This window comes from Thermococcus sp. (assembly GCF_026988555.1).
Taxonomy (GTDB): Archaea; Methanobacteriota_B; Thermococci; order Thermococcales; family Thermococcaceae; genus Thermococcus.
On the sequence record NZ_JALSLB010000056.1, the window covers coordinates 19,461 to 40,997 of the forward strand.

Sequence of the window (21,537 nt, forward strand, 5' to 3'; positions counted from 1 at the left end):
CTGCGGGGTATCCCTTAAATATCTTTGGCGGTTCTAACTCCCTAAGCCAAGAGGATACCCGCGTTTATCAGGAAATGTACAAGGGACAAATACGGAACAGATGGGTGACGGTCGTACAGATAGAGGCTGAGGAGCTGATAGAGGAAGAGGTACACCGAGTAAATAGGGATAATCTTCAGATACGTGAAGAAGATGTTCAGGTTCAAGAGATGGGTAAACAGGAAGAGCATGCCGACGACCAGCCTCGTCTGGAGGGACGTTCCAGCCCCCCTATAGATTATTCCCTTCATCATGACCTCCTCCGCAACGCTGAAAAGTAAGAGCAGCAACAGGCCCACCGCGGTTTTGCTGAAGGGAATGATCTCACCCAGCCCCCTCCCGAACAGGATGAACGCGGGAACAAGCAGCAGGGAGAATACCACAGTGCCCCTGTCTGGCAGAGAATGAACCAGTTCATCCCTGAAATTGAGGATGAAATAGAGCAGGACCAGGAGAAGGACCGAGAGAAGTTCGTACCGTCCAAGGAAGAGGATCGTTGACAGATAAAAGACCAGAGCGCCCTTAAGGAATATTCCAGAGGTCCCAGACCTCACGGCCACGAAGTACAGCGCCATTAAGATGAAAAAAGATGTGGAGTAGATAGAAGGAACCAGAACCAGAAATACCAGAGCCACGTAGAGGAGCACAACCTGAGTAAGCATTCCCGGGGCCGAAACAAGTGCCTGCCTCATCCAATCCCAGGATATCACGGCGATGGAGATGACAAAGAAAGCCAGCAGAACAACCAAGAACACGAGGTAGGGCGAGGTACGGTACCACATGATGATGCTCTCGGTGAGGGAGTAGATATAGACGAGCACGTACGGTGCTATAAACGAGAGTGAGGCCAGAGGGAGGACCGAGGAAAGCACCTCCGGCCAGTTCTTCTCGTAGAGGGGGATAATGGCGAAGAGAGACAAGGACGCCACGAGCGCGAAGATGGACAGGCGTACGTCGTAATTAGGAACCCACGGCATCATAACAACGCCATAGCCATTGTAGCTCACCAGAGGGCTCAGGAGAACGGAGGGAAAGATGAAGAAGGTTACCATGACCGGTATCTCAACGACTGTGAGCTTTACAACATCGAGTTTTTCATGTAGCGCCCTAAGAAGGAAGGGATAGAGAATGGAATAAACGTACGCTCCAAGGGAAATGTAGGTGGCGGCCGGCACATGAACTCTGGAAACGGTGAGTCCCAGCTGGGCGAGGTAACCTGAGGGGTCCCAGAGCCCGGTTGTAGCAGGGACCACGTATAGATTAAAATCGGAGAGAATATAGAACAGGAGAACTGCATAAAAATAAAAAGCCAGCTTGTTAACCTTACCTGCGGGTTTTATCAGGAGTTCCTCGGCAATGAAGGTATCAAACTCAAGAACCATCTGAAAGAGCTCCCGGAGGTTTAGGCCCTCCCTCGAAGTACTCTTGACCACAGAATACACGAGGTAGAGGGTGGCTGCGAGCGCCACAAACTTGTCCATCAGGAGAGAATAAAGCTGACTGACCGGATAAACTATCCCAATGGCCAGCAGGAGGAGCATAACCATCTTTCTAACGCTCTTCTCGAAAAGGTAGGCAACAACGGGGAGGACCAGGAACATCAACAGGATCGGCAGCATGTTGAGAACTCCCCTGTACTCTACAAGAACCCTATTCGGAAGAATGAACTTCAGCATTATGTTAACGTTCGAAAGGAAGAATATAGAAATGAGGGTGTACACGGTAACGGGACGAAGTCCAAACTCAATTTCAAGGAATTCTTGGAATATGAAGAACGCTAAAAACATCGTGGCGAATATAGCCAGATCGTTGAGAAACGGGGGGAGGCTAACCTGCACGTTAGCGGCATCCAGAGAATCCAGAACGAAATCGTAAACCTGAAGCAGGAGAAGAATGAACACGAAGAGCGAAGCTATCCTCTCCCTAAGCTTCATTTTAACTCCCTCAATCTGTGATTGGAGAGCGGGATTGGCAAATGGAGCTTAACCCCATGTTCACCCACCCAGTGTTAAAGTAGGACGGCCGTTATCTCCACGTGCCTGTCCAAGTCTCCAAATCTTTGAAACTTATAATACTTAAGGGTTGCGTATTCCAGTAAAGATTGCAGGGGCGGACGTAACTTAGAGTAGGTTTTTATCCATGAACCTGAAAGTCCATACATGAAACACTACGAGATTGTAAGGATCAAGGAGGATGGAAAGGTGGAGCTTCCCTTTGAGTACGCCCACGAGCTGGGGCTGGTGGAGGGGGGGTACTTCCTCGTCGAGATAGACCCAGGGCTTAAGGAGGCCCACCTTGAGAGGATAGCCCTCCCCGGGAAGAAGCTCCTCGAAGTTGAACTGGTTGTGGAGGACAGGCCTGGTGTCTTGGCAAAGGTGAGCGGCCTCTTCGGGAGACATGGGGCAAACATCCTCTTCAGTGAGAGTGAGGAGCTTAAAGAACTGGACCTGGCGGCTATCGTTGCCGTCCTTGACGTTAGCAAGAGCAGGATTCCTCTGGAAGAGCTTGAGAGGGAGCTCCTCAATGAGGAGGGGGTAAGGGAGGTCAGCCTAAAGAACGTGGAGTAGGAACAGTAGAAAGAGTGCGTACAGGGCCGCGTTTATGCTCACATCCCTCCCCACAGGGAGGTCAAACCCAATCCCGCGGCCAGTGAGTCCGGAGAGCCTCAGCAGGGCAAAGGTTAAGATGCCTGCACCCACTATAACCACATCAAGGGGCTGGAGAGCCCTGTAAAGATACAGTCCAAAAACCACCACCAAAAGTGGGGGAACTATTGAAAGGAATCGGTAAACCCCTGCAACACCCACCCCAACACCGCGCGATAACCAGTAGTTGAGCTTTGCGAAGGCGGCCAAGGTCCCAACACCCGCGAGGTAAAAGAGCCACCGACCCCACGTCAGACCGCGAAGAAGCTCCGCTTTTCCCAGGGCACTTACGAATGGGGAAACACCGCCGATGGCCAAACTGAGGGCGATAACTGAGACGGCGATCAGGGTATCTCCCCTGTACGAGAGGGCATCAAGACGCCGGCTCCCCCTGGCATCTGAGAGGGAACCAACTGAGAGGAAGAGGCCCCCTTTGATTATCGCGTGTGCGAAGGAGTAGTACACAGCCCCCAGCAGGTTTCCCGTTCCGAGTCCAATAAGGGCGTACCCCATCTGGGAGACTGTCGAGTAGGCGAGCAACCTCTTCGCGTCCCTCTGAAGAAGGGCCATACCCGCCCCGACAAACATTGACACGAAGGCAATGGAAGTGAGTGCGGTCTTAAAGTGGATGCTCAATGGGAGGTATTTGGAAAGGAGCAGCATACCGTACAGGGGCACGTTTACGGTTATCCCCGAGAGAATCACAACCGGTGTTGGGGCCACAGAATTTGCATCGGGGAGCCAGGAGTGAAGAGGAAACACACCCGCCTTAAGAAGCAGGGAGGTAAAGGCTATCGCGATCGCAGCGACTACCTCTTTTGATTGCGTTACGGCCCGGGACATAAGGTAAAGGTTGAGGTATCCTGTCTTGAGGTACAGCAACCCGACTGCAAACACAAAGAAGTAAGATGAGATCATGGACAGCATGAGGTACTTGTACGCGGCCCGCTTAGCCTCGCTGTCCCTTGGAAACGCCACGAGGGAGAAGGTGGACACCGACACGACCTCCATGTAGATGTAGTAGTTGAAGAGATCGCGGGATATAAAGGCACCCAGGAGTCCCGTATGAATCAGGAGAAGCAGGACGAATGGTTTAACCTTTCCTCTGAAGTAAACCACGGAGTAAAGCGCAGCGATGGAAAAGAGCAGCAGTTCCGCCAGGATAAACCACCTGCTGTACGGGCCTACGGCAACCTCAATACCCCCCGTCCGCGTCCAGCCGCCGACGACCTCGCTTCCCTCACCCCCGAAGAGAAAAACCACCCAAGGGGCAAAGGCACCCGTCAGAAATAAGTACTTGGTCAGGTTATTACGGTGTAGGGGAATGAGAAGCGCAGTGGCAAAGGCAAATAACAGCGGAAGTGCAGCGAGCAGAGGGATCACGCATCCACCCCCATGTCGGTTATCAGAGCAAGTGCCAGGGCCGTCAGTGCCACGTCCACCACCAGTGTTGTGAGCATGAGGGTCGCGGGGAGCGGGTCAACGGGGTTCGCGGGCATCACCGGGAACGTTCGGTTTGGTACGTAGCCCGTCCCGATGAAGAAAAGTACAAGCCCAACCGAGAGCACGTTTACGGAGAGAACCTGCTTTATCGGTTTCTCGTTTACCATGATGCCGTAGAGACCTATTAACATTACTAGAACCCCAACGGTCTCCGCGTCAATCATGGTCAACCCACCTGGACAGGAGATAAAACGTAAGGATAAACGCGGCGGCAACCTTTAAGGCCACCCCAACGTTGAATAGTACGATCGTGCCCCCCGGAAGGTAAGGCCTCAGAAAGTTGAAGAAGAAGCCCCCGAACAGGAGACCGGCCAGTGCAAGGGCCGTGAGGAACAGGCCAGAAAACCCCTCCAATAAACTGACCTCCCCTCCGGGAAAGTGCCTTTTTACCCATCTTGGGCCGTACGCGGTCATCAGGAGGATGGCACTGACCGCCAGGACCACACCAGCCTGAAAACCGCCCCCTGGGCTTGCGTATCCGTACAGAGCCAGGTAAGCCCCGTAAGTTACCAGAAACGGTGCCACCAGCGTGGTCGTTGTCTTAACCACTAAGGTCATCCCCATCTCCCCTTCCCTCCCAATATGAGCGAGAAGCCGGTAGCAGCGGCAAACAGAATGGCCACCTCCCCAAGGCTGTCGTAACCCCTCCAGTCAGCTAGAATAGCCGTGACCAGGTTGGGTATTCCCACGTCCTTCCAGTGGGTCACGTAGTAGGTGTAGCTCCCTCCAATGGTCTTCGAGTAATCGAGACCCCAGAGCGTCGCCAAGAGCGCACCAGCTATCAGGATTGCAAGCAGACGCCTCACTCCCCTACCCCCCTAACAGCGTAGAGGAAGAGTCCGGTGAGCACTGCCCCGACAACCACAGCGGACAGGGCCACGTCGGGGGCCCTGAGCATGATAAGCACGAGCACGAACACTAGGCCAAGGAGACCGTAGCGGATAACCGCCCTAACCGGTTCCCTGGATTCCACCACCGAGACGGCCAGGAAAACCATTGCTACCAGAAGGACGCTAAGGATGGTCCCCACCATACATATCCACCACCACTTTGGGTTTTATCCCACGTTTGTAGGCTCCCCTCGCTATTGCATGGGATAGCATGGGGTTGATGAGGGCTATAAGGAAGGCGAGCAGTATGAACTTGAGCCTTATGAGGGGGGGCGCATTTACGGAAACGGCAAGGGCCAGCAGTATGCTCATTGCCCCGCCGGTGTCGCATTTGGAGGTCGCGTGAAGTCTGGTGTACACGTCGGGGAAACGAAGGAGACCCAAAGCTCCGAACAGCATTATGAACAACCCAAACGCCAGGAGGACGAACTCGATCACCTTCCCACCTCCAGGTACCTGGCTGTTATGAGGCCGCCCACGGCGTTTACCATGAGGAGGACTACAGCCACGTCTAGGAGGTAGTACGCGTCCAGCACTACCGAGAGCACCGCCACCATAACGACCACCTTCGTCGTGGCAGTGTTGAGGGCAACCATCCTATCGGCCAAGGTCGGACCGAACACGACCCGGTAGCTGACCACGGCGGCCGTAAAGACCAGGAACCAAACGGTGTACCTGAGGGTCACCAGAAAATTTTCTTCAGCCATTCCTCCAAATCCCCCTTAATTATTCTCCCTGCCCTCTCACCGTCCAGCGTCTCCACGTTGATCCAGTGAACGTACAAATAAGCTTTCCCGAGCTTTTTCTCCACATCCAGCGTCAATGTTCCCGGTGTTAGCGTTATCGAGTTAGCGAGGATCGTCAGGCCCGTATCAGAGTAGAGATCCGCCTCGATCTTAATGATGCCAGGGGTTATGTCCAGGAGGATAACGTTTCTCACGACGCGGAGGTTGCTCTCAAGGAGGCGGAACGCCATGATGAACAGGTACTGAGGAACCACAAAAAGGAAGATGTAGAGGGACTTGATGAGAAGGTGCCCCCTCCCCCGTATATCCTCCGTCAGCATGTCCCTCATTATCACCGCGATGAGCAGCGTGACCACAGCGGCTATGAGCAGGTGAACCTCATCCCCCCAACCCGCCACCAGCAGCCAGAAAGTGAAGAGGACCACCCAGGTTACGGCGACCCTTTCCCACGGGGGGAGCTTCATCGCCTCGTAGCTCTCGTAAAGAACCCTCCTCTTGATGTCTTCGATACGTTCTTTGAGGTAGAAGTGAACCCTGCTCATAATGGAATTTACGGTTTTTGGGGTTATAATAGTTTTGAAACTTCACAACTTCAGACATTTTTTCGAAGGATATACGAGCGATTCCTACTCAATCTGAGCTACCTCTTGGTTGCCATAGCGATCATTTATGGAAAAGTTTAAATCTACGGCCCGCTAGTGATATCGGTGATGTTCATGATTAAAGCCGGAGAATACAAGGTCAAGGAGGGGCTTTACTATACCAAAGACCACGAATGGGCCCAGGTTCTTGAGGACGGGACGGTTCTCGTGGGCATAAGCGACTACGCCCAGAAGGAGCTCGGTGACCTCGCCTACGTTGAGCTTCCGGAGGTTGGAAAGGAGGTCAGCAAAGGCGATGTCCTTTGCGAGCTTGAGAGTGTCAAGGCCGTCTCCGAGGTCTACGCCCCTGTCAGCGGCGAGGTGGTTGAAGTCAACGAGGTTCTTGAGGACTCCCCCGAGGTCCTCAACGAGGAACCCTACGAGAACTGGATAGCCAAGCTCAAGCCGACCAACCTTGAGGAAGAGCTCAAAGGGTTAATGGACGCAGAAGCCTACGCCAAGTACCTCGAAGAGATTTAACCGCATCTTCACCGTTTTCATATTTCCCCTCAAGGGTGGGGCCGAAAAAGAAAAAGAGCTCAGCCTTTCTGGTTCATCATCGGACCGTCAGATACCCTAGAGGTCTTCATCGCTCAATTATAGAAACGGCCCTATGTTTTTAAACTCTTTTTAACCAGGTTGATGGGTGGTCACGTGATAGGGCTCCTGAAGTATTTCCTGCTCCTCTACGGAGGGCTGTTTGCAATAACAAACCCAGTTGGAGCGGTCCCCATGTTCCTCAGCATTACACATGACCTTGACCCCGTAAACCGCAGAGAGATAGCCAATAAAACGTCGGTCTCGGTGATCCTGACCCTGCTGACCTTCGCCCTCATCGGGCAGTGGATATTCAAATTCTTCGGGTCAAGCGTCGATGCGTTCTCCATAGCAGGAGGGATACTCCTGTTCAAAATGGGCCTTGAGATGCTCTCCGGGAAACTCTCATCCGTGAAGATCAGTCGCGAGGAAACCGAGGAGTTTGGGGAGGACGTCGTTACCCTTGAAGAGGTCGCAATAATCCCCCTTGCGATCCCCCTGATCTCCGGTCCGGGGGCCATAACGACGGTCATGATATACATGGCGAAGAGCGGAACCCTGCCTGGAAAACTCACCGTCATGACGACGGTAGTCACGATAGGCCTAACGGTCTGGCTCGTCCTGCACTCCGCAAACAGGATACAGGAACGTCTCGGTAGGGTGGGGATAAAGGTCATGACCAGGATGATGGGCCTCATACTGACCTCTATGGCGGTTCAGATGATAATAAACGGGGTTAAAGGGGCCTTTGGGCTCTGAGGAAACCTTTTAAGGTTTCCCTTCAACCCCCATCCGGTGGTAGTATGAGGGGAGACCTTATCCGTGTTCTGAGTGCCATAGAGGAGAAGGCCAATGAGCTCAAGATGGACGGTTATCAGCCGGACGTGGTGTTGTTCGGCGCCGAAGCGTACGAGTACGTAAAAGCCCAGGTTGCCGAGGAGTTTGGAGGAGAGGAGGAGGTTCTGGAACTGTCCGGAATAACGGTCAGGATCCTCGATGAACTCGACGGCGACGGGGTCGTTGTAGACTCCAGCGCCCTGGGTCTGGGACTCGGCGGTGCCAAGCGCTTTAGGGTTGTTGAGTGAAGCGGTACCCCCTGAGCAGCAGTAGACTCAAAGCCACAGCCATCACGTCGGCCAGACTTCCAGGGTTCCTCAAGTCCCCCTTCTCCCTCATAAAGGCGTCGAGTTCTTCAGCGCTCATCTCCCCGTTCAGGACCCCTTTGGCTTTTCTCATGACCAGTCCCGCTTCCTCCATCCCAGCCTTCCTAATTATCAGGGTATCAGGGACCGTTGCCAGCAGCTCAAGAAATGCTCTCCTCACAGCATTCTCAAGGGAATCCTCCTTAACCATGGAGTACAGACGTACAAAGGTTCTATAGCTGAGCTCGTAGCCGTTTATCCACTCACAGAACACCAGTTCCCTATCGCAGCTGATCTCTGCCAGCCTCTTCAGGTTGACGCTGTCCCTGAAGACCTCCCGAAAAGAATCATCGCTGTAGACGTCGTACTTGACACCGCCCGGGATGCCCTTGGGATTCGCGAGACGTATTGCCCTGTAGAGCTCCATCGTATCCCGTGCCGTGGATTCGCCTATCAGCCGCACCGCCCACTCCCTACCCTCAATCATGTTCCTTCCGGCCGCAAGCCCGATGACCAGGGGAATGGAGAGCGCGGTTACCCCAAAACTGGGGTTGGCATCCTGAACCTCCTTCGAGTTCTGAACGGCCCTTTTTATTAGCTCCCCAATGCCCGCCTCATTGAGTCGGTACGTGCCCCTCCTCAGCAGATCACCGACTTTCGTGGCCTCGTGAAGTATGTCCACCGTCCAAGTCTCGGCAAATAGGAAATTGTAAAAGCTCAGATCGTCGAAATCGCGGTAGCGATTCACGTTGCCTGGTTTGGGAATCGCGGCCTCCAGAAGGGGCCCCAGTGTGAACGCTTTGATTATCCTCCACCGTTCCATTTATATCACCAGGTATATCAGCAGGTACAGGATGTAGAGGGCCAGGACGATCCGCCTAGCCGTTTTCCTGAACATGAGGTAAAACCCAAAGGCCACCAGAGTTACTCCCCAGAAGGCGTCCTTGATGTAGGGGGCGTAGGGTTTAAGGGGTTCCAAGAACGTGGGCTGGAATTCCTTCAACAGAACGAGGAAACCCAGAAAGACCATAACTGAACCCAGCCACCTCACATCAGTCACCCCCCGTGAGCAGGATTACACCGATTACCAGGAGGACCACCGCGGTGAGCGTCCTGAAATCTATGGCCGGCGTTAGAACGCGGACGAACGGCCCCGCCAGGAGCAGAGCACCGAGGAGTATGAGAACGAGGGCGATTACCCGTGAATTATCTCTGTCTGGGAAAATCCTACTCAGTCCATCCTCGGTCTCATCGATGACCGTGTCCAGCCTATCGGGAAGAGAGCCCTCCACCGGCCCGCTCCCCTCCTCGGGTATTATTAAAGCCGCCAGAAAATAGAGCAGTACCATCGCCACTGGATTGAAAACCAGGAGGACCACGAATATAAGCCTCACAAGGGTTGGGTCCACCCCGATGTGTTCGGCGATCCCGCCTAGGACACCTAGAAGAATCCTCTCATTCCTTGACCTTGTGAGTTTTCCCCCCATCTCACCACCACCATAATGGGATAGGGTGGGCTTAAAAACCATTACTCAACCGTCACGTTTTCAATATGTTCGAGGAACTCACCAGCAAAGTGACGGTGGCCCCGATGAGGACAACCGCCAGAACGGCGCCAATCACGATCGGAAAACCCCGACGTGCATGATCATATTCCCACCAGTGGGATATACCAACCAGCCCCATAAGGTTCACACTCCGGCGACCGTCCTCCATACATCCCAACTAAAACAAGGTGAGGAAATGCTCACTTAAGGAGCTTCACGAACTCCCTCATCCATGCGTGGAGGTCGCCGGGGTGCCTTGAGCTGACCCAGTTGCCGTCAACCACTACCTCCTCGTTCACCCATTCAGCGCCCGCATTTACCACGTCGTCCCTGATGGTTATAGTGCTGGTGCCCCTCCTGCCCCCCAGCACTCCGGCGGAGATGAGTATCTGCGGGCCGTGGCAGATGCTGGCGACGGGCTTGCCCTCCTTGAACATCCTCCTAGTTATCTCAATGGCCTTCTCGTTGAGCCTGACTATCTCGGGCGCCCTTCCGCCGGGCAGAACGAGGGCATCGAACTCGTCCGGGTCAACCTCCTCAAAGGCAAGGTCAACGTTGACGGAATAGCCGTGCTTGCCCGTTATCTTGCCCCTCTCAAAACTCGCCACGTAGATCCCGTGCCCTCCCTCTTTTATCCTGTGGAGGGGGTATATGAGCTCCAAGTCTTCAAAACCGTCCGCGCTCAGAAACAGCACCTTCATCTCAAACACCTCCATGCTAACGTTCAGATGAAGATAGGAAAAGACACTTATAACCCTTTCTGGACGGAAATGGTCAGAGCGGGAGCTCGGTGGTCTCCTTGTGAACCTTCAGAACCACCATGGTGTGGGTGGCCTCAACCCCATCCGTTCTCCCGATCGTGTCAAGGAACTCGTTGAGTTCTTCGCTACCGTAGGTCCTTATCTTGATGAGCATGTCGTAGTCTCCAGTGGTCTCATAAATCTCGACGATCTCCGGGTATTTACTAAGCTCCTCGGCCACGGTGGCGTACTTCCCTGCCCTGGACTTGATAAGGATGAAAGCCAGAAGGTTGAAGTTCAAAGCCTCGGGATCAAGTATCACCGTGAACTTCTTTATGATGCCGCGCTCCTTGAGCTTCTTTATCCTCTCATATACCGTGGACTCGGCGAGGTTGACCTCACGAGAAATCTCGCGGAGGGGCGTCCTGCTGTTCTTCTGGAGTATCGAGAGGATCTTCCTATCGACGTCGTCCAAACCCATTCGCATGAGCTCACCACCACTGAAAAAATTTTCGGATAAGTATATAAATTTGCCGATTTTGTGGAACCATACTTTTATAAAACTGGCCAGGCTCTTTAGTTTGAAGAGCTTCTTGGTGGTGTCCATGCCAACGAACGTGACAGCAGAGTACCTAGCGGCCGAGGAGGAGTACAGAAACGCAAGAACCATCCCAGAAAAGATACGCGCCCTAGAGAAGATGTACGCCACGGTGCCAAAGCACAAGGGAACGGAGAAACTTCGACTTCAGATAAAAAGAAAGCTCTCAGAGCTCAGAAAAGAACTTGAAAAGCAGAGACAGCTCCAGAAAAAAGGAAGTGGAGGGTACTCTTTTAGCGTGAAAAAGGAAGGAGCGGCTCAGATAGTCCTAGTGGGACTTCCAAACGTCGGCAAGAGCTCCCTAATGAAGAGACTGACCAACGTTGAGGCGGACGTCGCCGACTATGCGTTCACCACGGTCGAACCCATCCCGGGGATGATGCACTACAGAGACGTTCAGATACAGCTGGTGGAGGTTCCGGGACTCGTTGAAGGAGCATCCCTTGGAAAAGGCATGGGCACGCAGTTGCTTAGCGTTATAAGGAACGCCGACGCCGTGGCTATAGTCGTTGACCTCTCAAAAGACTCCATAAAACAGATGAACCTGCTCTTACGGGAGTTTGAGAGAGCGGGCATCAAAGTGAACAGGAGGCGCCCGCGCGTTGAGATAAAAAGGACGTCCAGCGGGGGCATCATCATAAACGGGGTGGAGAACATCCAGGGTGATGTGGGCGAGGTCATGAAGATGCTCCGCGAGGAGCGCATCCACTCAGCGGAAGTCACTGTGAAGGAACCGGTAACCCTGGAGGAGTTCGCCGACGCCCTGGACGACAGCCTCGTATGGAGAAGGGGCGTGATCATAGCGAACAAGGGAGATGCGGCCGGAAGTAGGGAGAACTACGAGCGTCTGGTGAGAAACTATGGGGAACGCTTTAGGATAATACCTGTGTCGGCACGGCGCGGGGTAAACCTGGATGAGCTCAGGGAGACACTCTACGACCTCGCAGGGATAATACGTGTTTTCACCAAGAGCCCGGGGGAGGACCCGGCTTACCCACCGATAGCCATGAAGAGGGGCTCCACCGTCCTCGACGTCGCCAAGAAGGTTCATAAAGAGTTCGCCAGGAACTTCCGCTACGCTCGGGTCTGGGGTAAGAGCGTCAAGTTCCCGGGCCAGAGGGTTGGAGCAGACCACGTTCTTGAGGACGGGGATGTGGTTGAGATTCATATTAGATAATTAAGTAGAACGACCCAATGCACTCAACTTCACCCCTACGTTCTCGATAAACTCAAAAAGAATGCCAACCGGCGTACGTTCATAACGGGGCCAAATCCTGTTTAAAACCTTTTTTGCACAACCCAACGTTTATAAGCATCGGTGTATAAAGGGTGGCGCCGGTTGTAAAACTTTTGAGGTGGGAGCATGAGAACGCTCGACCTGACCGAGAAGGACCCTTCTAAGAGGATCACCATCTATTTTGAGGGAGAGGAATACGAAGCCTATGAAGGCGAGAAGTTCCCCGTCGCAATGCTCGCTAACGGTGTTTACTGGCTCACAATCAGTACAGAGGGAAGACACAGGGGCGCCTTCACCTTCGGCCCGGTCCCCCTAACCGTTAACGGCGTTAAAAACATCAACGGGAGAAAGCTAAGGGTCAGAGACGGTATGAGAATAAAGAGACAGTCCTACGATGAGTTCCAGGAACAGGTGAACGTGGATAGGGACAAGCCGGTCCTCCGTTATGTCGTGGACGTTGCCGTTATAGGCGCCGGTCCCGCGGGTCTTGGAGCCGTTGAGGAGATCGGGGGAAAACTCACCGTTGCACTCATCGAGGAGAGGGGCTGGCTTGGTGGGGACATGTGGCTCAAGGGCGTTGAACAGGAGGACTTTGGGGATCCAAGGGGAGCCATTGAAAAGTTAACCAATTTTCCGGAGAACGTTCGCGTCTTCCTCAGTACAGCCGCCCTGGGAGTTTTTGACAGGGGAGAGTATCTCCTAGTCCCAGCCGTGAGGAAAGACCAGCTCATCGAGGTGATGGCCAAACGCATCGTCATCGCCACTGGGGCCGTCGACTCGATAATGCTCTTCGAAAACAACGACTATCCGGGTGTATTCAGAAGGAGCGATGCCCTGGAGGTCATCAATGTCTGGGGAGTCGCTCCGGGAAGAAGGGTCGCCGTCGTTGGGGCGTTCCCTGAGGAAGTACTCCCCGAACTGGAACGCTGGGGCATAGAGTATGTTGTCGTGCCAAATCCCAGACGCGTCGAAGGTGTGGGTAGGGTTGAACGCCTCATCGACGGGAACGGCAACGTCTACGAGGTCGACGCCGTGATAATGGCCGACGGAAGAATCCCGGACATAAACCCAGTCACACAGGCCGGTGGAAAACTCAGGTTCAAGCGCGGTTATTACACCCCGGTTCTCGATGACCGACACAGGATAAGGGAAGGGATATACGTCGCGGGGAGTGCGGTGAGTGTAAAGCCCCACCACGCGAACTACCTAGAAGGGAAGCTCGTCGGGGCTAACGTCCTCAAGGAGTTCGGCTTTGAGGCCGAGCCCTGCACCTATAGGGAGAGACTGAGGGAGTACGAGCCCGTGGGCAGACAGATACCCAGGTTCCCGCTCGACGAGTTCAGGGGGGAGGACGTGCAGATATGCGGCTGCGGAGTCACCCTCAAAAAGGTTGACGACGTGGTGAAGAGCGGCATAACAGACCTGCAGATAATTAAACGCCTCACCCACCTGGCCATGGGATTCTGCCAGGGCCGTTTCTGCCTCTTCAACGGTGCCCTCCTAGCCTCACAGAGGAATGGAACGCCAATGGGAGAGCTCGACATGCCCGTCGCAAGGCCTCCCATAAAGAACGTCAGGATGAAGGTCCCCGCGGGGAGGGATTAAAGATGCCGACTAGGAGTTTACCCGAAAGGAGCGAGATAACCATCGTAGGCGGTGGGATAGTAGGGGTTACAATCGCCCACGAGTTAGCGAAGCGAGGCGAAGACGTCACGGTTATCGAGAAGCGCTTCATAGGTTCGGGCTCGACCTTCCGCTGTGGAACGGGAATAAGGCAGCAGTTCAACGATGAGGCAAACGTACGGACTATGAAGCGCTCCGTCGAACTGTGGAGGAAATACAGCGAGGAGTACGGCTTCTCCTTCGAGCAGACTGGCTACCTCTTCCTGCTCTACGACGACGATGAAGTAGAGGAGTTCAAGCGCAACATAGCCATCCAGAACCGCTTTGGCGTCCCCACGAGACTGATAACATCTGAGGAGGCCAAGGAGATAGTGCCGCTCATCGACATAAGCGAGGTTATCGCCGCTTCCTGGAACCCCACCGACGGAAAGGCAGATCCGTTCTACGCCACCGCCGCCTTTGCCCTTAACGCCGAGCGCTTCGGTGCCAAACTCGTCGAGTACACGGAGGTCAAGGACTTCATAGTTGAAAACGGCAAGATTAAAGGCCTGAAGACGAACTGGGGGGTTATTAGGACCGGCACCGTCATCAACGCCACCAACGCGTGGGCCAAGCTCATCAACGCGATGGCCGGGATAGGCGTTAAAATCCCGATTGAGCCGTACAAGCACCAGGCGGTAATCACCCAGCCGATAAAGAGGGGCTCTATAAAGCCGATGGTCATCTCCTTCAAGTACGGGCACGCATACCTAACCCAGACCGCCCACGGCGGCATCGTTGGAGGCGTTGGTTATGAACTCGGCCCGACCTACGACCTCAGCCCGACCTACGAATTTATGCGCGAGGTGAGCTACTACTTCACCAAGATAGTTCCAGCTTTGCGTGAGCTCCTCATACTGAGGACGTGGGCAGGCTACTACGCCAAAACCCCAGACAGCAACCCCACCATCGGAAAAATCGAGGAGCTGGACGACTACTACATCGCGGCTGGATTTTCAGGCCACGGCTTCATGATGGCGCCGGCGGTTGCAGAGATGATGGCCGAACTCGTGACGAAGGGAAGAACGGACCTTCCAGTGAACTGGTACGACCCATACCGCTTCGAGCGTGGAGAACTGCGCGGACAGGCACTCCAGATGGGGTGAAAGCGAAGTGTTAATGGACATTTTCCTGTTTTTCGTTTTCAACCAAAGGTGAACAACGTTTTTATGAAAAAATCCTCATAAACCTCCCCCTCTAGGTTACACTGGTGAAAGGAGATGCGCCTCACTGAACATCCAGTTCTCAGATTTCATCGCGGCAGGAAGGTTAAAATATACTTCGAAGGTCAGCCAGTAGAGGCCTACGATGGTGAAACAATAGCAATGGCACTTCACGCAGCTGGAATCCGCGTCCTAAGCCACAGCAGTGAGAAACACCGCCCTCGAGGGCTTTTCTGTGCCATAGGCAAGTGTTCTTCGTGTTTGGTGAAGGTGAACGGGATTCCCAACGTCCGCTCCTGCATTACCCTTGTAGAAGATGGCATGAGGGTGGAGATGCAGAGGGGGAAAGAGGAGCTCCCAAAGACAGCGAAGTCTCCGGCCTGGAGGGACGTGCCCCGCCACGAGGCTGACGTGGTCGTCATTGGTGGAGGACCCGCGGGATTGATGGCGGCCATAAACGCCGCGGACGCCGGGGCGAGGGTAATCCTAATTGACGAACAGCCAATGCTCGGCGGCCAGCTCATCAAGCAGACCCACAAGTTCTTCGGGAAGAGGGAGCAGTTCGCTGGGATCAGGGGGGTTGAGATAGCGAGGATCCTTAGCAACGAAGCGAAAAAGAGGTATAATATACAGATTTTCCTGGAGACGTCAGCCCTTGGAATCTTCCAGGAGGGTGAGAAAAAGCTCATCACGGCCGTTCGGAGGAACACTGAACTGGTCGAATTTATGGGAAAGAGCCTCGTCGTTGCGACGGGGGCTATGGAGAAAATGATTCCCTTTGAGAACAACGACCTGCCCGGGATTTACGGCGCCGGCGCGATTCAAACGCTCATGAACACCTACGGAGTCAAGCCCGGCGATAGAGTCCTGATCATCGGGGCCGGAAACGTGGGACTTATTCTGGCGTATCAGCTCATCCAGGCCGGAGTTGAGGTGAAAGCGATAGTCGAGGCCATGCCCAAGGTGGGCGGCTACTTCGTCCATGCCGCCAAGGTCAGAAGGCTCGGGGTTCCGATACTCACGAGACACACCATCCTGCGCGCCGAGGGGAAGGAGAGGGTCGAGAGGGCAGTCGTTGCCCGACTGGACGAGAACTGGAGGCCGGTTCCCGGAACGGAGAGGACCTTTGAGGTTGACGTCATAGCCCTAGCTGTTGGATTGAGACCCAGCATCGAACTCCTCCACCAGGCCGGCTGTCAGGTAAGGTACGTCCGCGAGCTGGGCGGGCACGTAACCGTGAGGGACGAGAGGATGGAGACCACCATCAGGGGGATATTCGTCGCAGGGGACTCCGCCGGAATAGAGGAGGCCACCACCGCTATGCTGGAGGGAAAAATAGCGGGCATAGCGGCCGCACTGACGGCGGGGGTTGCCGCTCCAGAATGGCTCAACGAGATAGAGAAGGCTCAGCGCGACCTGTATGAGTTCCGTTCGGGTCCCTTCGGAAGACACGTGCTGGAGGGAATAAAGAAGGCCCTTATCGGAGGTGTCGCCAGTGAGTGAGATTCCCGCTTACCTCAGAAACGGTTACATCACCCCGGAGGAGCTTGAAAAGTTCATCCCCTTGCCGAGCGAGGAGAGGATGAGGAAACGGCCGGTTGCGATTCCGGAGTGTCCGCAGGAGATACCCTGCGCCCCGTGCAGGGAGGTATGCCCCGTCAACGCCATCGAGATGCCTACTCCCAACGATTTGCCGATTGTGAACTACGAGAAGTGTGTGGGCTGCTCCCTCTGCGTTCAGATATGTCCTGGCCTGGCCTTCTTCATGGTGCACTACGTCGGTAACAGAGCAAGGGTAACGATGCCCTACGAACTCCTGCCGGTTCCTAAGAGGGGCGAAGAGGTGATCTTACTCAACCGCACCGGCGAACCCGTCGGCAGGGGGAGGGTTGTTCTCGTCATCCCGCGCGAAAAGAGCATGGGGGATAGGGCGGTTATCACAGTGGAGATGCCCATAGACCTTGCCTGGGAGGTCAGGGGCATAAAGGTGCCAGGGGATGAGGAAGATGGCTGAAGATCCGAGGGAGAGGATAATAATCTGTCGCTGCAACGACGTTACGCTGAAGGAGATAGAAGAACTGGTGGAGCAGGGGATAACCGACATTGAGGAGATAAAACGCCTCACGCGCATTGGGATGGGTCCCTGCCAGGGCAGGACCTGCGTGCCGCTTGTTATAGGAATAATAGCGAGGAAAACAGGCAGAAAACCCGAAGAAACCCCTGTTCCAGCCACGCGCGTTCCAGTGAGACCGGTGATGATGGGAGTACTCGCGGGGGAGATGGACGATGAGGGATAAGGCGGAGACCGTTATCATAGGCGGCGGCATAATCGGCCTTTCAATCGCCTACAACCTGGCCAAGCTCGGGGAGGAAGAAATCGTAGTCCTTGAGAAGGGCTACCTCGGCAACGGCTCGACCTTCCGCTGTGGAACGGGAATAAGGCAGCAGTTTGGCGAGGAGGCCAATATCAAGATGATGAAGCGCTCGGTGGAGCTATGGGGTGGGCTGAGGGAGGAGCTCGGACGCGACGTGGAGTTCACCCAGACCGGTTACCTCTTCCTTATCTACGATGAGGAGGAGCTTGAGTCTTTCAAAGAGAAGGTAACTCTGCAGAATCGGTTAGGCGTCCCATCACGGATAATAACACCTGAGGAGGCCAAGGAGATAGTGCCCCTCCTGAACACTGATGGGGTTATAGCCGCTTCATGGAACCCCACGGACGGAAAGGCCAATCCATTCAAGACCGTCTTCGCTTACGCAGACGCTGCCAGGAGGTTGGGGGTTGAAATCCATGAATACACCGAGGCAAAGGACATCAAGGTGGAGGGAGGCGAGATAAAGGCCGTTGTCACAGACAGGGGGGAGATAAGGACAGAGCGGGTGATAAACGCGGCCAACGCCTGGGCACCCCTGGTAAACAGGATGGCAGGCCTTCCGCTTGATCTCCCCATCCACCCCTACAAGCATCAGAGCGTCAAGACGGAGCCGATAAAAGCCGGCCAGATCGAGCCAATGGTGGTTTCCTTCAAGCACGGGGGGGTTTACCTAACGCAGGAAGCCAACCAGGGAGGGGTTATAGGTGGCTACGGCCTTAAATACGGCCCAACCTACGACATCACACCCACCTATGAATTCCTCAGGGGGGTAAGCTACCGCTTCAGTCAGATAGTCCCCGCCCTCAAATATGTCAACGTAATAAGGGTGTGGGGAGGGTTCTACGCTGAGACCCCTGATGGGAATGCGGCCATCGGTCGGATAAAGGAGGTGGAAGAGTTCTACATAGCAGCTGGCTTCTCCGGTCATGGATTCATGCTAGCGCCCACTGTGGGAGAGGCCCTGGCGGAGCTAATCGTGAATGGAAAAACCGACAAACCCCTTGAGTTCTACGACCCGTACCGCTTCGAGCGTGGAGAACTGCGCGGACAGGCACTCCAGATGGGATAATTTCTATCCTCTTCTTATCATTTCGACGGAAATTTTATAAGCCCCCAATCCTTTCTTCCAGCGATGGCGAAGAGAGAACTCGTAGTTGCCCAGGGAAAACGCGAGAAGACGCTCAAACTCAAGAAACTCCGGGTTAAACGGAGGAACGTCGCTATTCTAGCGGTAGCCATGTTCATCGCCAACGTGTCCTTCGGAATGGCTTTCCCATACCTCAGCGTCTATATGCGCCTCCTCGGTGCGAGTATGTTCATGGTGGGTCTCCTAAGTGTCGCTTTCAACCTAACCTCTACCGTTTCCCAGTACCCCTTCGGCTGGCTCTCCGACTCAACGGGCAATAGGAAGGGATTCATAGCCTTCGGCGTGGCCTCCATAGGTGTGTTCTACACGGCAATGGCCTTCATCGGCTCCGCCGCTGGCGTTTTAATTCTCAGAACCCTCCAGGGTGTCTCTGGTTCTGCCATGACGCCGGCCCACTCCGCCCTCATATCCGAGCTCTCGACCAGGGCGGGCTCGATATTCGGTCTCTTCAACTCCATCGAAAACGCCGGTTACATGGTGGGCAACTTCCTCGGCTCGGCGATAATCGGCTACCTCGGTGTCAGGAAACTCTTCCTCATTTCCGGTCTCCTCCTCTTCGTCTCAGCCGGGATAGTCATCTTAATCCGCGAGCGCCCGACCGGAAGACGCTCTCTCCTCGGCATGATTCTTGTGCAGGAAGGCAGGGAGAGCTGGAGGGCAACCGTTAATGGCTCGGCCTTCAGGCGATTGATACATGGACGCCTTGGGATGTTCTACGCAACGGTCTTCCTCGTCATGGTCGCCAGCGGGCAGTTCTACAGCGTATCGTCGGTTTATTTCAAGGAGACCTTCGGCGAGTGGAGCGTTGGCGTTATCTTTGGCATCGAGAGCCTCGCGGCCGCGTTAACAGGCTACTTCCTCGGGAAGCTGATAGACAGGTATGGAGCCAAGAGGTTCTACCTGATAGCCATAGCGGGCTACGGCTTGGCTTTTCTGCTCTACGCCTTCGTTAAAAACGTCTGGCTCGTCTTTGGAGTGGCTTTCCTCTCGGGCGTCAAGTGGGTTCTGACGATAAACTCGACCTCTGCCTACGTCGCCCAGAACGTTAAGGTCAGCGAGAGGGCCCAGGGGATGGGCTTGCTCAACGCCATGATGAGCCTCGGCTGGGTCGTCGGGCCTCTCATAGGGGGCTATCTCTCGGGAGTAAGCTTCACGTTGAATTTTATCAGCACGCTGGTTCCCCTCGGGCTGGCCTTCGTTTTAGCCCTCAGACTGCCAGAGTGATGCACTCGGGCGGAACGCGCTCGACTATTCTAACGTTCTTCCCGGCCTTGTAGACTTTCAGGCCCTTTCTCCTCAGGCAGTCGGCGTCTATGACGAGCAGAACGACGTCCCTTCCGTGCCTCCTGCCCGTTTCGAGGGCTTCTTCCCTGCTCGTTGTTAGATGGACGAACTGCCTTTTCATCGGCTTAAGGCCCTCCTCCATAATCCGCCCAAGGTTCCTCTTCGGCGTCCCGTGGTAGAGGATTTTTGTTTCCGTGTCTTCCCCGTGGTTGAGCCTTACCTCAAAGCTGTGGCCATACCTCGCCCTGATTTTTCCATCTCTAATCTCGTAGCGCCCCTTAGGGTCCCTTTCGACTATCTCCCTCACGAACTCCTCGGTTACGTCTGGGTAGACCCTTCTCAGGGCATTCACGAGCTCCTCCAGGGGGATGAAGCCCTCTCTGTCGAGTTTAAGACCGAACTCCTCCGGAGAATGGCGAAGTATGTAGGCCATAAGCTTGCTGACCCTCACCCTCGACGGCATGTAGAAAGGGCAGTGGTAGAGGATAAAACCCTTTAGGAAACGTAGCTCTGGGGAACTTTAACCGGCTTCTTAACGTTGATGTCAAAAATTATGAACTCATCGTAGACGTGCCCTATTTCGTAGACATCAACGCGCTTCCCGAGGTTTTCTCCCCGGATGTGAACGCTTATGCGGTATCCCATCCTGCCACCAACGAGAACGCCGTTCCTGAAGCGGAGCTCGAGAACACCTTTGGTTACGTTGAAAGTCATGTTAGAGTTTCCTATGAAAGCCTTCGCAATGGCAGTTAAGTCTTCCTCCGTGATGTTGTAGTAGAGGAACTGCGTCCCGTTCTCAAATGCCTCCTTAAAGGGCTTCCGTTGGAGGTATCTCCCCGCGAAGCTAACTATGTTATATTTCCACGTCATGTTGAGCAACGCTCCAAGAGAAATCCCGAGAGTTTCGTTGGTTAGCTTGAGCCACCTGGCACCGAGGAAGACGTAGACGTCTTTTCCAACTATTATGTCCCTCGTAAAAGTCGATACACCACTCGGAAATGTTATAGTGGTCGTGTTTATGTCTGCCTTTCTGTCCGCGAGATCCACGTATCTGACTCTACGGTATATTACAGTAACGTTCCTACTCTGGGTCAGGTTACCAGTCGTGAGGGTTAGGTTAAGAACCGTGCTCGTGTTCTCACGGTAGGAGAACCGTTTTATTTTCTCCAGGTTGTTCAGAAACTCGTCGAGGGAATACTTTTTGATCTGGCCCGCGGACTTTGATGAACTGGTCGGAGAATAACTCTGAACGCCCGTCGGGGAGCTGGAAGCATGAGAGCCGTTCTCGATGCAGCCCGCTGAGAACCCGATGACGACCAGAACCATCAAGACGTATGCAAGCTTTTTCAACTTACTCACCCGGAGAGGTTTTCTCAAACCTTAAAAAGTTTGCCCGGGAATTCTAGGCATGTCACACTTCAAAAATTTGAACACGCCTCAGAGAAAACTGTTAATCGCCTCGATGAGTGTAGTAATTTCACTCGCGGCCTATGGAAGAACGGAAAGCTTTTACATGAGCCACGGGACTGGAGCTTTAAAGTTCACAGTGTACAACGTTCTTTTCCTTCTCCCCACGCTTCTCGCCTGTGTCTTCCTTGGCGGTAAAAGAAGAAGATGGGTTCCATTCTACGCACTGTTCCT

General features: G+C 54.3%; 29 protein-coding genes. 13 read left to right on the top strand and 16 right to left on the bottom strand.

Annotation, left to right across the window (positions count from 1 at the left end; translation table 11 throughout):
* Positions 1-41: 41 nt before the first annotated feature.
* Entirely contained in the window at positions 42-1,973 is a 1,932-nt protein-coding gene (locus MVK60_RS08860; RefSeq protein WP_297438539.1) for a hypothetical protein, read from the bottom strand.
* 225 nt (positions 1,974-2,198) lie between these two features.
* On the opposite strand from MVK60_RS08860, the gene MVK60_RS08865 reads away from it, so the two are divergent.
* A complete protein-coding gene (locus MVK60_RS08865; protein WP_297438541.1) occupies positions 2,199-2,606 on the top strand; it encodes an ACT domain-containing protein in 408 nt (135 codons plus the stop codon).
* Here the strand turns inward: MVK60_RS08865 and MVK60_RS08870 are convergent.
* Genes MVK60_RS08870 through MVK60_RS08905 form a run of 8 tightly spaced genes read right to left on the bottom strand, consistent with a single transcriptional unit; the run spans position 2,589 to position 6,365 of the window.
* Positions 2,589-4,067 carry a proton-conducting transporter membrane subunit gene (locus MVK60_RS08870; protein ID WP_297438543.1) on the bottom strand — a complete coding sequence of 493 codons (1,479 nt, stop codon included), beginning with the start codon at positions 4,065-4,067 and terminating at the stop codon, positions 2,589-2,591. The two genes, MVK60_RS08865 and MVK60_RS08870, sit on opposite strands and share 18 nt — an antisense overlap.
* Positions 4,064-4,351: a cation:proton antiporter subunit C gene (locus MVK60_RS08875; RefSeq protein ID WP_297438545.1), complete on the bottom strand. Its 288-nt coding sequence runs from the start codon at positions 4,349-4,351 to the stop codon at positions 4,064-4,066. The genes MVK60_RS08870 and MVK60_RS08875 overlap by 4 nt, the downstream gene beginning before the upstream one ends.
* Positions 4,344-4,751 (bottom strand): MnhB domain-containing protein, encoded by a 408-nt coding sequence (locus tag MVK60_RS08880; protein ID WP_297438547.1) that lies wholly within the window; start codon positions 4,749-4,751, stop codon positions 4,344-4,346. The genes MVK60_RS08875 and MVK60_RS08880 overlap by 8 nt, the downstream gene beginning before the upstream one ends.
* Positions 4,742-4,993 (bottom strand): hypothetical protein, encoded by a 252-nt coding sequence (locus MVK60_RS08885; RefSeq protein ID WP_297438549.1) that lies wholly within the window; start codon positions 4,991-4,993, stop codon positions 4,742-4,744. Before MVK60_RS08885 ends, MVK60_RS08880 begins: the two co-directional genes overlap by 10 nt.
* A complete protein-coding gene (locus MVK60_RS08890) occupies positions 4,990-5,220 on the bottom strand; it encodes a hydrogenase subunit MbhD domain-containing protein (RefSeq protein WP_297438551.1) in 231 nt (76 codons plus the stop codon). The genes MVK60_RS08885 and MVK60_RS08890 overlap by 4 nt, the downstream gene beginning before the upstream one ends.
* Positions 5,201-5,515 carry a monovalent cation/H(+) antiporter subunit G gene (mnhG, locus tag MVK60_RS08895; protein WP_297438553.1) on the bottom strand — a complete coding sequence of 105 codons (315 nt, stop codon included), beginning with the start codon at positions 5,513-5,515 and terminating at the stop codon, positions 5,201-5,203. The genes MVK60_RS08890 and mnhG overlap by 20 nt, the downstream gene beginning before the upstream one ends.
* Entirely contained in the window at positions 5,512-5,784 is a 273-nt protein-coding gene (locus MVK60_RS08900; RefSeq protein ID WP_297438555.1) for a monovalent cation/H+ antiporter complex subunit F, read from the bottom strand. The genes mnhG and MVK60_RS08900 overlap by 4 nt, the downstream gene beginning before the upstream one ends.
* Complete coding sequence (locus MVK60_RS08905) at positions 5,760-6,365, bottom strand: Na+/H+ antiporter subunit E (protein WP_297438557.1); 606 nt, start codon at positions 6,363-6,365, stop codon at positions 5,760-5,762. Before MVK60_RS08905 ends, MVK60_RS08900 begins: the two co-directional genes overlap by 25 nt.
* 174 nt (positions 6,366-6,539) lie before the next feature.
* Here MVK60_RS08905 and gcvH point away from each other — a divergent pair, with 174 nt between their 5' ends.
* The 3 genes from gcvH (at position 6,540) to MVK60_RS08920 (ending at position 8,086) form a co-directional block, all read left to right on the top strand.
* Complete coding sequence (gene gcvH, locus MVK60_RS08910; protein WP_297438603.1) at positions 6,540-6,944, top strand: glycine cleavage system protein GcvH; 405 nt, start codon at positions 6,540-6,542, stop codon at positions 6,942-6,944.
* 162 nt (positions 6,945-7,106) lie between these two features.
* Positions 7,107-7,760: a neutral amino acid NAAT transporter SnatA gene (gene snatA / locus MVK60_RS08915; RefSeq protein WP_297438559.1), complete on the top strand. Its 654-nt coding sequence runs from the start codon at positions 7,107-7,109 to the stop codon at positions 7,758-7,760.
* Between the two features lie 44 nt (positions 7,761-7,804).
* Entirely contained in the window at positions 7,805-8,086 is a 282-nt protein-coding gene (locus MVK60_RS08920; protein WP_297438560.1) for a family 4A encapsulin nanocompartment shell protein, read from the top strand.
* Here MVK60_RS08920 and MVK60_RS08925 read toward each other — a convergent pair.
* The 5 genes from MVK60_RS08925 to MVK60_RS08945 all read right to left on the bottom strand — a co-directional run bounded on the left by MVK60_RS08925 (position 8,070) and on the right by MVK60_RS08945 (position 10,917).
* Complete coding sequence (locus tag MVK60_RS08925; protein ID WP_297438562.1) at positions 8,070-8,966, bottom strand: triphosphoribosyl-dephospho-CoA synthase; 897 nt, start codon at positions 8,964-8,966, stop codon at positions 8,070-8,072. The genes MVK60_RS08920 and MVK60_RS08925 overlap by 17 nt on opposite strands.
* Positions 8,967-9,194 (bottom strand): hypothetical protein, encoded by a 228-nt coding sequence (locus MVK60_RS08930; RefSeq protein ID WP_297438564.1) that lies wholly within the window; start codon positions 9,192-9,194, stop codon positions 8,967-8,969.
* 1 nt (position 9,195) lies between these two features.
* Positions 9,196-9,630, bottom strand: coding sequence for a PspC domain-containing protein (locus tag MVK60_RS08935; RefSeq protein ID WP_297438566.1), 435 nt, complete (start codon positions 9,628-9,630; stop codon positions 9,196-9,198).
* Between the two features lie 260 nt (positions 9,631-9,890).
* Positions 9,891-10,391 (bottom strand): deglycase PfpI, encoded by a 501-nt coding sequence (pfpI, locus tag MVK60_RS08940; RefSeq protein WP_297438568.1) that lies wholly within the window; start codon positions 10,389-10,391, stop codon positions 9,891-9,893.
* Positions 10,392-10,464: 73 nt separating this feature from the next.
* A complete protein-coding gene (locus tag MVK60_RS08945; protein WP_297438570.1) occupies positions 10,465-10,917 on the bottom strand; it encodes an Lrp/AsnC family transcriptional regulator in 453 nt (150 codons plus the stop codon).
* 118 nt (positions 10,918-11,035) lie between these two features.
* On the opposite strand from MVK60_RS08945, the gene MVK60_RS08950 reads away from it, so the two are divergent.
* The 8 genes from MVK60_RS08950 (at position 11,036) to MVK60_RS08985 (ending at position 19,836) form a co-directional block, all read left to right on the top strand.
* A complete protein-coding gene (locus MVK60_RS08950; protein ID WP_297438605.1) occupies positions 11,036-12,205 on the top strand; it encodes a GTP-binding protein in 1,170 nt (389 codons plus the stop codon).
* 186 nt (positions 12,206-12,391) lie between these two features.
* Positions 12,392-13,870 carry an FAD-dependent oxidoreductase gene (locus MVK60_RS08955; protein ID WP_297438572.1) on the top strand — a complete coding sequence of 493 codons (1,479 nt, stop codon included), beginning with the start codon at positions 12,392-12,394 and terminating at the stop codon, positions 13,868-13,870.
* A 2-nt stretch (positions 13,871-13,872) separates the two neighbouring features.
* Entirely contained in the window at positions 13,873-15,033 is a 1,161-nt protein-coding gene (locus MVK60_RS08960; protein WP_297438575.1) for an FAD-binding oxidoreductase, read from the top strand.
* A gap of 114 nt (positions 15,034-15,147) precedes the next feature.
* Positions 15,148-16,593, top strand: a complete 1,446-nt coding sequence (locus tag MVK60_RS08965; RefSeq protein WP_297438577.1) for an FAD-dependent oxidoreductase — start codon at positions 15,148-15,150, stop codon at positions 16,591-16,593.
* On the top strand, positions 16,586-17,104 hold the full coding sequence (locus tag MVK60_RS08970; RefSeq protein WP_297438579.1) for a 4Fe-4S dicluster domain-containing protein: 519 nt from the start codon (positions 16,586-16,588) through the stop codon (positions 17,102-17,104). Before MVK60_RS08965 ends, MVK60_RS08970 begins: the two co-directional genes overlap by 8 nt.
* Positions 17,097-17,387 (top strand): (2Fe-2S)-binding protein, encoded by a 291-nt coding sequence (locus tag MVK60_RS08975; RefSeq protein WP_297438607.1) that lies wholly within the window; start codon positions 17,097-17,099, stop codon positions 17,385-17,387. The genes MVK60_RS08970 and MVK60_RS08975 overlap by 8 nt, the downstream gene beginning before the upstream one ends.
* Positions 17,377-18,534, top strand: a complete 1,158-nt coding sequence (locus tag MVK60_RS08980; protein WP_297438581.1) for an FAD-binding oxidoreductase — start codon at positions 17,377-17,379, stop codon at positions 18,532-18,534. Before MVK60_RS08975 ends, MVK60_RS08980 begins: the two co-directional genes overlap by 11 nt.
* A 63-nt stretch (positions 18,535-18,597) precedes the next feature.
* Positions 18,598-19,836 (top strand): MFS transporter, encoded by a 1,239-nt coding sequence (locus MVK60_RS08985; RefSeq protein WP_297438583.1) that lies wholly within the window; start codon positions 18,598-18,600, stop codon positions 19,834-19,836.
* On the opposite strand, the gene MVK60_RS08990 is transcribed toward MVK60_RS08985, so the two are convergent.
* Complete coding sequence (locus tag MVK60_RS08990) at positions 19,820-20,359, bottom strand: RNA 2'-phosphotransferase (RefSeq protein ID WP_297438585.1); 540 nt, start codon at positions 20,357-20,359, stop codon at positions 19,820-19,822. The genes MVK60_RS08985 and MVK60_RS08990 overlap by 17 nt on opposite strands.
* A 32-nt stretch (positions 20,360-20,391) precedes the next feature.
* The gene (locus MVK60_RS08995; protein ID WP_297438587.1) at positions 20,392-21,255 is read right to left on the bottom strand and encodes a hypothetical protein; all 864 of its coding nucleotides are present in this window, start codon (positions 21,253-21,255) and stop codon (positions 20,392-20,394) included.
* Positions 21,256-21,304: 49 nt separating this feature from the next.
* On the opposite strand from MVK60_RS08995, the gene MVK60_RS09000 reads away from it, so the two are divergent.
* A partial coding sequence (locus MVK60_RS09000; RefSeq protein ID WP_297438589.1) for a hypothetical protein occupies positions 21,305-21,537 on the top strand: 233 nt, incomplete at its 3' end.